The sequence below is a fragment of the Streptomyces sp. NPDC086835 genome, assembly GCF_044745705.1.
Classification (GTDB): domain Bacteria; phylum Actinomycetota; class Actinomycetes; order Streptomycetales; family Streptomycetaceae; genus Streptomyces.
Window position 1 is genome coordinate 284,916 of the sequence record NZ_JBIVAU010000006.1, and the last position, 14,893, is coordinate 299,808.

Here is a 14,893-nt window from a genome sequence, read left to right on the forward strand (position 1 = left end):
CCGCGGCACCGAGAAAGGCGACACGGGAAATGCGAGGAGGACGTTTTGCAACGCCCGTCATCATGGTGCCCCCCATTGACTGGTGTTCGGCTTTATTGCCGGGGATTTCGATCCGCTCGGAGATCCGCCGCGGGAACCCCGTGCCCGGGGGGACCGGGTCACGGGGCGGGCCGCGCGGCCGGCGACGGGTGTCAGTCCGGGGAGATCGTGTGGCCGCCCGAGACCGCGTAGACGGCCTCGTACAGCGCTTCGTCGCCGTCGTTGATCAGGCCGAGGCAGTCGGCGTTGGAGGCGACCAGGCTGCCGCCGTTGATCACCAGCTGCTTGGTGTCGTTCTTGTAGTGGCCGGTGACGGTGCCGGCGAAGTCCGCGGTGCAACCGGAGCCGCTGATGCTCGCGTCCACGCCGGTGATGGAGCCGTCGACCGCGTTCGGCACCGCGCTGACGCCGGTGGCGTTCAGGCTCCACGGGAAGTTCTTGCTGGTGACATCGAACGGGATGCCGATCACCGAGCAGTCCTCGAACGTCAGGTTGGCAATGGTGCCGATGCCGTCGCCGGCGTTGCCGGAGCCGGAGACGAGCGAGCCCGAGGCGTTGGAGGAGGCGCAGTCGAGGGTGGCGGCGGGCACCGTGAGGGTGGGGTTGGCCGCGACGGCGGTGAACGGTCCACCGGGGGTGACCGTCCATGTGACCAGTGACGTGGCCGAGGCCTGCGTCACCGTCATGCCGAGTGCGGCGGTCAGCGCCGCCGTGGCGATCATGGCATTTCTGGCAATTCTTCGCACGGGTAGTTCCCTTCAGGGAGAGGGGCTTGCCTGATGGACCTTTTTCGGCCCTGGCGGACGGGCCGAAAAGCGTTGCGGCTCAGTACGCGGGTCGAATTCTCATGGCCACCCGGTCGTGCAACTTCCGGAGTGACGCTACGAGCGGGTAACCAGACGCGCAATACTGGTTCGGCAGATTCCCGCAATGCCGCTACCAGCCGGTATTTTCTTGTCGCCGGCGCCACAGGCCGCCCCGGATTCTTGTCCGGAAGTGAGCACTCCCCTCCGGCGCCGCCCGCTCCCCCGGCCGCTCCGCGCCCACGCCGCCCCGTACCGACCGCTGTGCAGGCGCTCCGCGCTGGACTATGTTCAGCACCCACGAAGTCGTCACGCCTGTCGGTCCGTGGGAGCGCTTCCCCCACAGCCCCCACCCCCGCCGGACACCCGGAGATCGAGGGGACAACCATGCCGAGAACGACCACCCAGCCGTCGGACGCCGGAGAGCCGCTCGGGCCGCTGCCACAGGAGTTCGCCGCCATCATCAGGCCCGAACTGCCCAGCCTGATCCAGGAGATCGGCATCGAGGTGACCCGTGCCTACCCCGAGTACGGGCGATTACTGAAGGGCCCGTACGGGCAGGCCATCCAGATCGGCGTCGAACAGAACATCTCCGTCTTCGTCGACCAGGTGGCGTCCCCTTCGGCGCCGTCACCGCTGCGCGACGAGATGCTGCGTCGCTTCGGCCGGTTCGAGGCCTACGAGGGCCGGAGCCTGGACTCCCTCCACGGGGCCTACCGGCTCGGCGCCCGCGTGGCCCTGCGCCGCGCCAAGCGGATCGGCCGGCGCTACAACCTCTCCCCCACTCTGATGCTGAGCTTCGCCGACGCCCTCTTCGCCTATGTGGACGAGCTCGAGGCGCTCACCAGGGAGGGCTATCTGGAGGTGCAGGCGAGAACGGCCGCGCAGGAGGCGACCGTCCGGCGCAGGCTGCTGCATCTGATCATGGCGGGACCGCCGGTGCCGCGCTCCGCGATCGCGGAACTGTCCGAGCAGGCGGGGTGGCCGCTGCCCGAGAAGGTCACCCTCGTCGCCCTGCGCTCGTCCCCGGAATTGGCCGGAACGGAGCTCGACAACGATGTCCTCTCGGAACTCGTCGGACCGCACCCGCACTTACTCGTCCCGGGACCGGTCGACGACCAGCGAAGACACACGCTGGAGAACGCGCTGACCGGCCACCGGGCCGCCGTGGGACTGACCGTACCGACCGCCGAGGCCGCGGACTCCATCCGCTGGGCCCGCCGCCTCCTCGACTTCATCGACTCGGGTGTCGTGGACGACGCCCCGCTCACCTTCTGCTCCGACCACATGCTCACTCTGTGGCTGCTGTCGGACCCCGCCTTGATGAACCAGCTGGCGGAGCGCGAACTCGCCCCCCTCGCCGGGCTGACGCCCACCCGCCGCAACCGGCTGATCGAGACCCTGCGGATCTGGCTGGACACCCGTGGCACCGCCGCCCGGATGGGCGAGCTGCTCGATGTGCACCCGCAGACCGTCCGCTACCGGCTGCGCAATCTCGAATCCATCTTCGGTGATCAGCTCACCGACCCCGAGAGCCGGTTCGCGACGGAGGGCGTGCTGCGCGCGCTGCATTTACGGGAGCGCCGCGACGGCGGCGCGCCCTGAGACCCGTACCCCGCTCCGTGGACGGCGTGTCCCGCGACTGTTCCGGACCGCAAACCGCACCGCCGGTCCACGCCGCCCGCGGGCGGCCCGTCCTGATCGCCGAAGGCGACGAGGACGCGCCGTCCCCCGCCGGTGATCACGGGCGTCCGTCACCGGCGGCGGGCCACCGCAGGTCTCATCAGGGCCGGACGATCTCCTCGGCGGGGCGTCCGGCCCAGTGTGGCCAGTGTCACCCTCGGGTCCGCGGCCGATGGGGCCGGGCGTGGTCCGGCAGCTCCGTGCTCCGGCCGGCCCTGCCGGCGGACAGGACACTTCACGCCAGGGCCGCACAACTCTGACCTGCGCTTTTGCCGCGCCGGCAGCCGGGGCTCCGGGCCGCGATGGAGGCGGCGAAGATCGACAGGGGACGGCCGCGGGCGGCCCGGACGGCGGGAGCGGGCGTGGCCGGAGCGGGGCGGCACGGCGACGCGGTGGGCCCTCCGCAGCCCCGCAGTGATCAACCCGCTCACCGTTTCACCCACTTGAGCTGCGCATTCGGTTCCCGCGGCCCGGATTCCGGCCACCGGCGTCCTTTTTTCGACGCAAGGCCGTCGATTCGGGTGCTTCGGCGGCGTTCGCGTAAGGTATGTCGGCGGTGCCGCTGGGGACGGACGGCCGGGCGAAGGGTGCGGTGCGCGCCTCTCGTACGGCACCTTCGTCCTTCCTGAGCAGCTCCGCCGGGACGCGGTCGACTCACTCCCGCGTAACGAGAGATCACGGGGCGACCCGTACGGTAAAGAAGGACTTCACGTGACCGCCTCCCCCCTCGTCCCGGTGCCGATCCCCGACCGCGTCGCGGCGCTGATCGGGTCCTGCATGCCGGTCCACATCCTCCAGGCGGAGATCGACGCCGAGTGCGCGGCGCGCGAGGTGAGCCTGTTCCGCGGGCCGCTGTGCGCGGAGGACCGGGCGGACCGGGAGCACGCGCTCGCCACGCTCGCGCGGGCCAACAAGGTGCTGGCCGCGTACGACCCCCGGCTCACGGTCATGCCGCGCCGGCACCGCTGACCGCCGGCGGCCTCACTCGATGAAGGTGCCGTCGACGTACACCCAAGCGCCGTTCTCGCGCTCGAAGTTGCTGTGCTCGTGCAGCTCGCCCCGACTGCCGTGGTGGCGGTAGCGGGCGCGGAAGGTCACGGTGCCTCTCGTGTGGAAGGCGCTGCCGTCCGTGGTGGCGACGATCTCCAGTGAGGCCCACTGCATGCCCGGGTCCAGCTCGAGGTGCCGGGGCCTGGTCGACGAGTGCCAGGTGCGCAGCAGGTACGCCGCGTCATGGGCGACGAAGGCGCTGTAGCGCGAGCGCATCAGCAGCTCGGCCGTGGGCGCGGATTCCTCCCCGCTGTGGAACCGGCCGCAGCACTCCCCGTACGGGGCGGGCAGCCCACAGGGGCAGGGCGACTCGGCGGTGAGGGTGGGAGGCGTGGTGCCTCTGGTGTGTTTGGTTCGTCGGGCCATGGCTTCATTTTCCAGCCATTGAGCAAAGGCGGCGCACGCGTGGCTTCCGAGTCGTGAGGGACCTCCGTATGCTCCAGCGCCGGACGCGAAAGTTACCGTCGGTAAGGGGCTTCGGATGGATCGTTTCGGCACGTCACGACGTACCTCACGGCCTACCTCACGACGCACGTTCATGGCGGGTGCCGCAGCCGTGGGCGGCACCGCGGCACTCGCGACCGCCTCGGGCACCGGGACCGCGGCCGCAGCTGCCGCGCCGGCGCCCTCCGTCGCCGTCCTCGGCGGCGGCGTCGCCGGGCTGACAGCGGCTCATGAACTCGCCGAGCGCGGGTTACGGGTCACCGTCTACGAGCGCCGGGCGCTCGGCGGCAAGGCCCGCAGCATGGACGTGCCCGACAGCGCCAGGGGCGGCCGCAGACCCCTGCCCGCCGAGCACGGCTTCCGCTTCATCCCCGGGATCTATCACAACCTGCCCGACACCATGCGCCGCATCCCCTTCCCGGGGAAGCCGGGCGGCGTCCGGGACAACCTGGTCGCGCCGTCCGAGATGTCGTTCAGCCGCACCGGCCGCGAGGACCTGCGCATCCCGCTCCCCTGGCCCGGCCACCGGCCGCCCGGTCTCACCCTCGACGACATCCGCCGCGCCCTGACCGCGATGCTGGACACGGCCCTCGGCATCCCCTTCCACGAGACCGCGTACTTCGTGAACCGCATACTCGTCTTCCTCACCAGCTGCGACGAGCGCCGCGACCGGACCTGGGAGGCCACGCCCTGGTGGGAGTTCATCAGGGCGGAGGAGATGAGCTACGACTACCAGCGCATCCTCGCCGTCGGGCTCACCCGCAACATCGTCGCGACCAAGGCGGAGGAGGCCAGCACCCGCACCGTCGCCACGCTGTTCGAGGCGTTCCTCCTCAACGCGCTGGGCCGCGGGGCCGACGGCCCGCTGGACCGCATCCTCGACGCCCCCACCAACGAGGCGTGGATCGACCCGTGGGTGACCCATCTGCGGTCCCTGGGCGTGGAGTTCAAGGTCGGCTGGACCGTGCGCGAGGTGAAGTACGCCGCCGGACGGGTCACCGCGGCCGTGATCGAGAACCCGCAGGGCGGGCACGAGTCGGTGACCGCCGACCACTACATCTGCGCGATGCCGGTGGAACACGCCCGGCGCACCTGGGGACCCGCGCTGCGCGCCGCCGACCCGCAGCTCGCGCGCTGCGACAAGCTGCGGACCGACTGGATGACCGGCATCCAGTTCTATCTGACCGAGCGCGCCCCGCTGCTGCACGGCCACCTCAACTGCATCGACTCGCCCTGGGCGCTGACCGCGATCCAGCAGGCCGCGCACTGGCCCGGCCGCGACTTCCCGGCCGACTACGGCGACGGCGTGGCCGTGGACTGCCTGTCCGTGGACGTCTCCGAATGGGACCGGCCCGGCATCCTGTACGGCAGGACCGCGAAGCAGTGCACCCGTACGGAGGTCGCCAAGGAGGTGTGGGCGCAGCTGAAGGCGGCGCTCAACGACACCGGCAAAGTGGTCCTCAAGGACAGTGCCCTGCACTCCTGGTTCCTCGACCCCGGCGTCGACGGCCTCGGCACCCCGCACCCCACCAACGACGACGAGCTCCTCATCCATCCGGTGAGGACCTTCCACAACCGCCCGCAGGCGGCGACCCGGATCCCGAACTTCTTCCTCGCCGGCGACTACGTCTCGGTCGACATCGACCTCGCGACCATGGAGGGCGCGAACGCCTCGGCCCGCGCCGCCGTCAACGCCCTGCTCGACAACGCCGGCTCCACCGCGCCGCGCTGCACGATCACACCGCTGTTCCGTGCCCCGGAGCTGGAGCCCTTCAAGCGGCACGACCGCACCCGCCACCGGCTCGGCCTGCCCAACGCGTTCGACCTCGGGCGTGGTTCGAGATGACTCACGACTCGCGGCTCCTGCTTGTCCGCTGATTGCCGGCGCACCGCAGGTCTGCCGGAGGCCGGCCCGTGTTGCGCTGTCTCGTGTCGGCCTGCTCGAGGGTGGCGAGGTGATCGGCGTCGCCGCCGCGCCATTCGATGAGGAGCATGGTCGCGTCGTCGCTGGTGACCCCACCGCGTTCACGCTTCAGTTCGTGGGACAGTGCGCGTACCACGGCCCGTACCGCGGTGTGGGCACGGGCGGTGCGGTTGGCGCACTTGATGAGTTGTTCCTCGCCGAACTGTTCACCGCCGGTCCGGTGTTCCTCGATCAGACCGTCGGTGAAGCACAGCAGACGATCGCCCGGTTGCAGCATCCGCTCGCTGACCCGTGGCTGCTCGCCGCCGAAGCCGACCGGCAGCGTGGTCGGGCTGTCGAGCCGGCCCGCCACGGCCCGGTCGCGGATCAGCAGCGGCGCGGGGTGGCCGGCGTTGACCCACTGCAGATGGCCGGTGGCGATGTTCAGGCGCATCATCTGCGCGGTGACGAAGTGGTCGGGTCCGAACTGCTCGTTGATGGCCCGGTCCATGAACGCGTACACCTGGGACAGATCGGTGTTGGCGCGCCTGGTGTGGCGATAGGCGCCGATGGCGACCGTCGCCATGGTCGCCGCATCCAGGCCGTGCCCCATCGCATCGATCATGGCGACGTGCAGGATGTCGTCGTTGAGGGCGTAGTCGAAGCTGTCGCCGGCCACGTCGTAGGCCGGTTCCAGGATGCCGGCCACCTCGGCCTGTGGGACGGCCATCGACAGCGGGGGAAGCAGCGACCACTGGATCTCGGCGGCCACGTTCATAGGGGCGCGGCGGCGGGCCTGGAAGAACAGGTCGGTGTATGCGTCCTTGGTGACGATCATGTCGGCCACCAGGCCGGCGAGCCGGCGCAGCAGTCGCCGGTCGTCGTCGTCGACGCTGTCCAGGGTGACGACCATGACCCCGATCTGGTCACTACCGTCCAGCAGCGGCAGATACATCCGCACACTGCCGTCCTCGGGGACCTCGACGATGGTGCGGTGCAGGAACGCTTCCCCGGCGGGAGAGCCCTCGACCGGTTCCGGGTCACCGACCGTCAGCCTTCGGCCCGGCAGCGGTACCAGGAGCAGTTGTTCGTAGTCCTGGAGGAGAATGGACAGGTCCCGGCCACCGATCCTGCCCACCTCTTCCGCGACGAGCGGGGCGATCAGATGGGGCGGCATTTCGTGCGCCCGGTCCAGCAGCACACCCAGCAACCGCTCGCCGAAGCCCTCCGAACGGTCCACTCCGATGCCGCCCGGCTGCCGCTCGCCTGCCATCGAGTGCCTGTATCCCTTCGTCCCGCTGACGGGAGTTCCAGTGGGGGTCGGTGCAGATCCGCCCACGGGCACACGGACACCCGGGACGACTGCAGTCGCCCCGCACAGACTGACAGCGCCGGGCCGATCACCGATCCATTACGCCGAAGGCAGCATGTCCGCGAGCCGGTCATGTCCGCTGTCGAGGCCGGTGCTGCCACCCCGGTCGACGGGCCGGCCCGCGGCCGCCGAGTAGCGTACGGGCATGAAGCTCACCATTCTCGGCGGCGGCGGATTCCGGGTCCCTCTGGTGTACGGGGCACTGCTCGGCGATCAAGGAGAGGGCCGGGTCACCCGCGTCACCCTGCACGACGTGGACGGCGGCCGGCTCGACGCGGTGTCCCGGGTGCTCGCCGAGCAGGCGGCCGGGCGCCCGGACGCGCCCGAGGTCGTCGTGACCCTGGACCTCGACGAAGCCGTGCGCGGCGCAGACTTCGTCTTCTCCGCGATCCGGGTCGGCGGGCTGGAGGGCCGGGCGGCGGACGAGCGGGTCGCCCTCGCCGAAGGCGTGCTCGGCCAGGAGACCGTCGGCGCGGGCGGCATCGCCTACGGGCTGCGCACCGTACCCGTGGCCGTGGGCATCGCCCGCCGGATCGCCGCGCTCGCCCCCGACGCGTGGGTCATCAACTTCACCAACCCGGCCGGCCTGGTCACCGAGGCGATGAGCCATGTCCTCGGCGACCGGGTCATCGGGATCTGCGACTCGCCCGTGGGGCTCGGCAGGCGGGTCGCCAAGGTGCTGGGCGCCGACCCCGCGGCCGCCTGGATCGACTACGTGGGCCTCAACCACCTCGGCTGGCTGCGCGGACTGCGCGTCGGCGGACGCGACCAACTGCCGCGGCTGCTCGCCGACGACGACGCCCTGGCCTCCTTCGAGGAGGGCAGGCTCTTCGGCCCGGAGTGGCTGCGGTCGCTCGGGGCGGTGCCCAACGAATACCTGCACTACTACTACTTCAACCGCGAGACGGTGCGCGCCTACACGGAGGCCGAGCAGACCCGGGGCGCGTTCCTCGGCCGTCAACAGGGCCGCTTCTACGCGGAGATGCAGCGCCCGGACACGCCCGCCCTGACCACCTGGCGCCGTACGCTCGCCGAGCGGGAGGCCACGTACATGGCCGCCAACCGGGACGCGGCGGGGGTCGGCGAACGCGACGAGGACGACCTGGAGTCCGGCGGCTACGAGAAGGTGGCGCTCGCCCTGATGCGGGCCGTCGCCCGGGACGAGCGCACCACGCTGATCCTCAACGTCCGCAACCGCGGCACCCTTTCCGTACTGGACGACGACGCCGTCATCGAGGTCCCCTGCCTGGTCGACGCCGACGGCGCCCACCCGGTGAGCGTCGACCCTCTGCCGTACCACGCGGTCGGGCTCGTCACGGCGGTCAAGGCGGTCGAACGCGAGGTGCTCGCCGCGGCGGATAGCGGTTCGCGGGAAGGGGCGGTGAAGGCCTTCGCGCTGCATCCGCTGGTCGACTCGGTGAGCGTGGCCCGCCGTCTCCTCGACGGCTACCGGGCCGCGCATCCGGGGCTGGCGTATCTGAACACCCCATAAGGCGGAGCGGGGCACCTGACCGGAGCAGTGCACTCCTTACGTACCTGTGACGGCACGGCGCGGACCGGCGATCCGCCGGTCCGCGCGCCGTAGCGTCGCAGCATGCGTGTACTAGTCACAGGTGGCGCGGGCTTCATCGGCTCGCAGATCGTCACGGCGCTCACCGCGCGGGGCCATGACCCGGTGATCCTCGACGCCCTGCTCCCCGCGGCCCGTTCCGGGGCCCGGCCCCGGCCGCCCCTGCCGCCCGGTGGCGCGTGGATCCACGCGGACGTGCGGGACCCGGTGGCGGTGGCCGACGCGCTGCGCGGCGTGGACGCCGTCTGCCACCAGGCGGCGATGGTCGGCCTCGGCACCGACTTCTCCGACGCTCCCGACTACGTCAGCTGCAACGACCACGGCACGGCCGTGCTGCTCGCGGCGATGGCCGAAGCAGGGGTCGCCGACCTCGTGCTCGCCGGGTCGATGGTCGTCTACGGCGAGGGCCGCTACGACTGCGCCCGGCACGGCCAGGTCCGGCCCGGTCCGCGCGCGGCGGCCGACCTCGCGGCCGGCCGGTTCGAGCCGCTGTGCCCCACCTGCGGCGACGTGCTCGTCCCTGGTCTCGTCGGCGAGGACGCGCCCGTCGACCCGCGGAACGTGTACGCCACGACGAAGCTGGCGCAGGAACACCTGGCGGCGGCCTGGGCCAGATCGACGGGCGGACGCGCCGTCGCCCTGCGCTACCACAACGTGTACGGCCCCGGGATGCCGCGCGACACCCCCTACGCGGGTGTCGCCGCCTTCTTCCGGTCGGCGCTCGAACGCGGCGAGCCGCCCCGGGTCTTCGAGGACGGCGGCCAGCGCAGGGACTTCGTCCACGTGCGGGACGTGGCAGAGGCGAACGCCGTCGCCCTGGAGGCGGTCCACGGGCGGGAGCCGGGGGTGATCACCGCGTACAACACCGGCAGCGGCACCCCGCACACGGTCGGCGAGACGGCGGCCGCCCTGGCCGCCGCGCACGGCGGACCCGAGCCGGTCGTCACCGGCGAGTTCAGACTCGGCGACGTACGGCACATCACCGCCGACTCGGCACGGCTACGCGCCGACCTGGGCTGGAAGCCTCGCATCGGCTTCGACGAGGGCATGGCCGAGTTCGCGGCGGGCGGACCGGGGGACGCGGCATGCTGACCGCCGACGTGGTCCTGCCCTGTCTCGACGAGGCGGAGGCACTCCCCTGGGTGCTGTCCCGCATCCCGGCCGGCTGGCGGGCGATCGTCGTCGACAACGGCTCGACGGACGGCTCCGCCGAGATCGCCCGCGCGCTCGACGCCGTCGTCGTCCACGAGCCCCGGCGCGGCTTCGGTTCCGCCTGCCATGCGGGGCTGCGGGCGGCGCGGGCCGAGTACGTGTGCTTCTGCGACTGCGACGCGTCGCTCGACCCGGGACTGCTCACCGGGTTCGTCCGCCGGATCGCGGACGGCGACTGGGATCTGGTGCTGGGGCGGCGGCGACCGCAGCAGCGGGGCGTGTGGCCGGCGCACGCCCGGGCCGGCAACGCCGCCCTGTCCCGCATGCTGCGCCGGCGCACCGGCCTGCGGCTGCGCGACCTCGGCCCCATGCGGGCCGGGCGCCGCACCGACCTGCTGGCCCTCGACCTGACCGACCGCCGCAGCGGCTACCCCCTGCAGATGGTGGTCCGCGCCTGCGACACGGGCCTGCGGGTGACGGAGGTCGACGTCCCCTACCTGCCGAGATCGGGGAAGTCGAAGGTGACGGGCACCTGGCGGGGCACCTGGCACGCCGTACGGGACATGAGCGCGGTCCTGGCGGAACCGCCGCGTTCCCTGGTGCACGGCGGCACGCGATGAACGGCACGCTGCTGGTGATCGCGAAAGCGCCGGTGCCCGGCCGGGTCAAGACGCGGCTCACTCCCGCCTACACCCCGAAGGAGGCCGCCGCGCTCGCCGAGGCCGCGCTGCGGGACACCCTCGACGCGGTCCTCGCCACCCCCGCCCGGCGGCGGATCCTGGTGCTCGACGGCGAACCGGGGGCGTGGCTGCCGCCGGGCTTCGAGGTCGCGCCGCAGTGCGGCGGCGGCCTCGACGCGCGGCTCGCGGCCGCGTTCACGCTGTGCGCGACCGAGGGGCCGGCCCTGCTGATCGGGATGGACACCCCTCAGGTGTCCCCCCGGCTCCTCACCAGCGGGCTGGAACCGGGCCCCGGCGAAGCGGCGTTCGGCCCGGCGGACGACGGTGGGTTCTGGGCGCTCGGCCTCGGCTCGCCCGCGCTGCACGGCCGACTCGTGCTCGGTGTGCCCATGTCGTCGCCCGACACGGGCGCCGCACAGCGGGACCGGCTCGTCGGAGCCGGACTGACGGTGCGTGAACTGCCGACGCTACGGGACGTCGACACCCCGGACGACGCCCGTGCGGTGGCCGCCGCCGCGCCGCACACGCGGTTCGCCGCCACGCTGGTCGCGACGGCCGGGGCCGGCTCCGGGGCGGGGGCGCGGTGACCGCGCCCCCCTGGCAGGCCGACCCGTACACGGACGCCCTCCGCACCGGCCGCGGCCCGCTGTTCCTGCGCCGCCCCGACGGCTGGCTGCTGCCTCTGGAGGTCGAACGCTGGTGCGCGGAACCCGACGCCGCCGACCGCACGGTCCTCTCCCACAGCCACGGCGCCGTCCTGGACATCGGCTGCGGCCCCGGCCGCCTGGTCGCCGCGCTCGCCGGGCGCGGGCGGACCGCGCTCGGCATCGACATCAGCCCGGAGGCCGTGGCCCGGACGATACGCATCGGCGGCAGCGCGCTGCACCGCTCCGTGTTCGACCCCCTGCCGCGTGAAGGCCACTGGGACACGGCCCTGCTGATCGACGGCAACACCGGCATCGGCGGCGACCCGCGCGCGCTGCTGTTCCGGGTGTCCGAACTCGTCAGGCCCGGCGGCCTGCTGATCGCCGAGGCGGCCCCGCTGGACGTGGACGAACGCACCGTCGTCCAGGTCTTCGACGGCACGACGGCGGAGGGCTCGGCGTTCCCCTGGGCCCGGGTGGGCACACAGGCGCTGCTGCGGTACGGGCGGGCGGCGGGGTGGGGGCTGGAGGACGTGTGGGCGGCCGGGGGGCGACGGTTCGCGGCGCTGCGGCGTGGGGTGGGGGCGGGGACGTAGCGCCTGCGGCGGGCGTTTCCCCTTACCCTCCCCCACTGCCCGAACCGGGCTCCGCTCGGACCCGTACCGCGCTTCGCGCGGTGCCCTCAATCGCCGGCGGGGCCGATTTCGCGGAGCCGTTCGTACGTGGGCCGTCTTGGGGCGCAGCGGGACCGTGCGGCCAGTGACGCGCAGGAGACCACGCGAGTCATGACGCCCAAGGCCGAACTGCTTCCGGGTCGCGTCGCCCCGGCGGGCTGTCAGCGGGTGGCGGGTCCGCTCGTCACAGTCGCCCAGGAACCGTCGTTCACCGCGTACACCGTCAGCCGGCGGTTGACCGTGTCGCCGTTCCCGTCGAAGGCGACGCGGCCCGTGACACCGTCGAAGGCCAGCCGCGCCACGGCCTGCGGCAACTTCGCCCGGGCGTTTCGGGGGAGGGTGCCGCCGTTGGCCGTCACGACGGCCTTCACCGCCTCGATGAGGGTCCAGGTCGCGTCGTACGCGTAGGGGCCGTACCAGCCGGCCGCCTCCCGGTACCCCGCCTTCCCGTACCGGGCGAGGAAGTCCTGCCCTGCCGCCGACTCCTCGGCGGGTACGCCGATGTTGGTCGCGAGGTCGCCCTCGGCCTTCGGGTTCACCGTGAGGTACTGCTGGTCGAAGAGGCCGTCGCCGCCCATCAGGGGGACGTTCACCCCCGCCTGCTTCAGCTGCTGGGAGAGCGGCGCCGCGGTGTCGTAGTAGCCGCCGAAGTAGACGGCGTCCGCGCCCGAGGACCGCACCCTCTCGGCGAGGCCCGCGAAGGCGCGTTCCGCGGGGTCGACATGCTCGGTGCCGACGACGGTCCCGCCGAGCTTCGTGAACTCGGCCGTGAAGCCGGAAGTGAGGGCGGCGCCGTGGGTGCTGGCGTCGTCGACCACGTAGAGCTTGGTCTTCTTCGCCTCGCCATGCAGGTACCGGGCGGCGAACGGCCCTTGGTCGACGTCCGTGGCGACGGTGCGGAAGTAGGTGGAGTGCGGACGGGACTTGCTGCCCGCGGCCCAGTCGGGGCCCATCGTCAGCTCGGGGTCGGTGTTGCCCGGTGACACGTTGACCATGTCCGCCCGCGCGAGCGGTGGCACCAGGGTCCTGGCGACGCCGGAGTTGAGGGGTCCGACGACCCCCAGCACCTTCTCGTCGGACACGAACCGGGCGGCGTTGGGCGCGCCCTTGGCGGGGTCGGCCCCGTCGTCCAGGGCCTTGATCTCGAAGTTCACCCCTGGGACGTGCCGGGTTTCGTTGGCGGTCCTGGCCGCCAGGTCGGCGGAGTTCCTGATACCGACGCCCATCGAGGACAGCCCGCCGCTGAGCGGTGCGTCCACCCCGATCACCACCGTGACGGAGGAGGCACCCGAGCCGCTGCCGGCCGCCCCGCCGCGGGGTGCGTCGTCGTCCCGGGTGAGGGTCCAGGTCAGGACGGAGCCCGTGGCGAGTGTGGCCAGCGCCGTGCCCAGGACCACGGAGCGCCGGGTGAGGGCCCGCCGCCGGGCGGCCGCCCGCTCGCCGTGCTTCATCTCGGGCGTCGCCCCGAGCGTGACCGGGTCCTCGGCCGGAGGTACGGGCACGGGCGGGCCGGTCGGCCGGTCCGGCACGGGGCGCCGCGGGGTGCCGGCCGCGGACCCGGAGTCGAGGACGGTGGGGGTCCGCGGTGACGGCGTCGTCGACGGTGCCTGCTCCGGCGCGGTCGAAGCGGAAGCGTGCTCCGCCGCCGCGTCCGGTGCCGGTACGGGGGTCGTCCTCGGATCGGGCGTGGGTGTGGGAGCGGGCTCGGGTTCGGGCGCGGGCCCGTGCCCGGCGGACGAGTCGGCCCGGGGCGGGAAGGACCGCAGCACCCACGCCAGCATCTCGGCCGCTTCCGCGGCGCCCACGCGCTGCGCCGGGTCCTTGGTGAGGAGCGCGTCCAGCACGGGCGCCAGCGGGCCGGCGTGGACCGGCGGCCGGTGCGGGCGGGTGAACACGGCCACGGCGAGGGCGTGGAGCCCTTCCGCATCGAACGGCGGGTGCCCCTCGACGGCGTGGTAGAGGGTGGCGCCGAGCGCCCACAGGTCGTTGGCGGGGGTCGGGCGCTTGCCCTCCAGCTGCTCCGGCGGCATGTACTGCGGCGTGCCGATGACGATCCCGGTGTGGCTCAGCTTGGTCGTGGCGTCCGCGAGGTGGGCGATACCGAAGTCGGTGAGGACGACGCGGTCCTTGGTCAGGAGCACGTTGTCCGGCTTGATGTCGCGGTGGATGATCCGCGCTCCGTGCGCCTCGGCAAGCGCGTCGAGCATGGCGGCGCCGATCTCGGCCACCCGCTGCACGGGCAGCCGGCCCCGGCCGCGGATGGCGGCGGCCAGGGACTGCCCGCGGATCAACTCCATGACGATGACAGGGGCGCCGTGGTGCTCCACCACGTCATGGATGGTGATGATCCCGGGGTGGCTGAGGGTGACCGCTGCGCGGGCCTCGCCGGTGAACCGCCGGAGCAGCGCGGCACGGTCGCCGTCGTCCATACCCGGCGGGAAGAGGATCTCCTTGACGGCGACCTCGCGTCCGAAGAGCTGCTGGTCGAGGCCACGCCAGACCCGACCCATACCGCCCTGGCCGATGCGTTCGACCAGCTGGTACCGGCCCGCGATGAGTTCGGGATTCTGCTCGGTCACGCGCACACTCTAGGTCCTGCTGAGCCGATCAGGTGACGGAAGACAGCTTGATCACGGCCCGGGTGCGCTGCGCTGCTGGGACCACATGTCCAGCGCCCTGCGAGGCGCGCAGCCCCTCGTAGGACTCGGGCGACAGTACGGAATGCGGATCGTCGCCGAGCAGGGCTCGCGGCCCAAGTGACACCGGCGCAGGCATATGTTCCGGTCATATTGAGAACGTGAGGGTGGACACAACCAGCGGCCTCTCACCGCAAATTCTTCGCCTCTTGACCGCGTCGATGGTGGATTCTCCGCTCACGG

The 14,893-nt window shown here is 72.4% G+C and carries 12 protein-coding genes; 8 read left to right on the plus strand and 4 right to left on the minus strand.

Going from position 1 to position 14,893, the window contains the following annotated elements; all coding sequences use genetic code 11:
• Positions 1 to 191: 191 nt before the first annotated feature.
• Entirely contained in the window at positions 192 to 761 is a 570-nt protein-coding gene (locus tag ACIPJI_RS21365) for a hypothetical protein (protein ID WP_356619648.1), read from the minus strand.
• A gap of 468 nt (positions 762 to 1,229) precedes the next feature.
• Between ACIPJI_RS21365 and ACIPJI_RS21370 the strand changes: the two genes are divergently transcribed.
• Together ACIPJI_RS21370 and ACIPJI_RS21375 are read left to right on the plus strand one after the other, a co-directional pair.
• Positions 1,230 to 2,447, plus strand: coding sequence for a helix-turn-helix domain-containing protein (locus ACIPJI_RS21370; protein ID WP_402248017.1), 1,218 nt, complete (start codon positions 1,230 to 1,232; stop codon positions 2,445 to 2,447).
• Between the two features lie 789 nt (positions 2,448 to 3,236).
• On the plus strand, positions 3,237 to 3,494 hold the full coding sequence (locus tag ACIPJI_RS21375) for a hypothetical protein (RefSeq protein ID WP_159684097.1): 258 nt from the start codon (positions 3,237 to 3,239) through the stop codon (positions 3,492 to 3,494).
• Positions 3,495 to 3,506: 12 nt separating this feature from the next.
• On the opposite strand, the gene ACIPJI_RS21380 is transcribed toward ACIPJI_RS21375, so the two are convergent.
• Positions 3,507 to 3,941, minus strand: coding sequence for a YchJ family metal-binding protein (locus ACIPJI_RS21380; protein ID WP_356619652.1), 435 nt, complete (start codon positions 3,939 to 3,941; stop codon positions 3,507 to 3,509).
• A 172-nt stretch (positions 3,942 to 4,113) separates the two neighbouring features.
• Here ACIPJI_RS21380 and ACIPJI_RS21385 point away from each other — a divergent pair, with 172 nt between their 5' ends.
• A complete protein-coding gene (locus tag ACIPJI_RS21385) occupies positions 4,114 to 5,865 on the plus strand; it encodes an FAD-dependent oxidoreductase (RefSeq protein WP_402248019.1) in 1,752 nt (583 codons plus the stop codon).
• Between the two features lies 1 nt (position 5,866).
• Here the strand turns inward: ACIPJI_RS21385 and ACIPJI_RS21390 are convergent, their stop codons facing one another.
• Complete coding sequence (locus ACIPJI_RS21390) at positions 5,867 to 7,195, minus strand: PP2C family protein-serine/threonine phosphatase (RefSeq protein WP_402248021.1); 1,329 nt, start codon at positions 7,193 to 7,195, stop codon at positions 5,867 to 5,869.
• Positions 7,196 to 7,439: 244 nt separating this feature from the next.
• Between ACIPJI_RS21390 and ACIPJI_RS21395 the strand changes: the two genes are divergently transcribed.
• From ACIPJI_RS21395 to ACIPJI_RS21415, 5 genes are all read left to right on the plus strand, one after another.
• Positions 7,440 to 8,786: a 6-phospho-beta-glucosidase gene (locus ACIPJI_RS21395; RefSeq protein ID WP_402248022.1), complete on the plus strand. Its 1,347-nt coding sequence runs from the start codon at positions 7,440 to 7,442 to the stop codon at positions 8,784 to 8,786.
• A 102-nt stretch (positions 8,787 to 8,888) separates the two neighbouring features.
• The gene (locus tag ACIPJI_RS21400; RefSeq protein ID WP_402248024.1) at positions 8,889 to 9,956 is read left to right on the plus strand and encodes an NAD-dependent epimerase/dehydratase family protein; all 1,068 of its coding nucleotides are present in this window, start codon (positions 8,889 to 8,891) and stop codon (positions 9,954 to 9,956) included.
• The gene (locus ACIPJI_RS21405; RefSeq protein WP_402248026.1) at positions 9,950 to 10,636 is read left to right on the plus strand and encodes a glycosyltransferase family 2 protein; all 687 of its coding nucleotides are present in this window, start codon (positions 9,950 to 9,952) and stop codon (positions 10,634 to 10,636) included. Before ACIPJI_RS21400 ends, ACIPJI_RS21405 begins: the two co-directional genes overlap by 7 nt.
• On the plus strand, positions 10,633 to 11,283 hold the full coding sequence (locus ACIPJI_RS21410; RefSeq protein WP_402248027.1) for a DUF2064 domain-containing protein: 651 nt from the start codon (positions 10,633 to 10,635) through the stop codon (positions 11,281 to 11,283). The genes ACIPJI_RS21405 and ACIPJI_RS21410 overlap by 4 nt, the downstream gene beginning before the upstream one ends.
• A complete protein-coding gene (locus ACIPJI_RS21415; RefSeq protein ID WP_402248029.1) occupies positions 11,280 to 11,936 on the plus strand; it encodes a class I SAM-dependent methyltransferase in 657 nt (218 codons plus the stop codon). Before ACIPJI_RS21410 ends, ACIPJI_RS21415 begins: the two co-directional genes overlap by 4 nt.
• Before the next feature lie 239 nt (positions 11,937 to 12,175).
• Here ACIPJI_RS21415 and ACIPJI_RS21420 read toward each other — a convergent pair whose 3' ends face one another.
• Complete coding sequence (locus ACIPJI_RS21420; RefSeq protein WP_402248031.1) at positions 12,176 to 14,593, minus strand: bifunctional serine/threonine-protein kinase/ABC transporter substrate-binding protein; 2,418 nt, start codon at positions 14,591 to 14,593, stop codon at positions 12,176 to 12,178.
• Positions 14,594 to 14,893 lie beyond the last annotated feature (300 nt).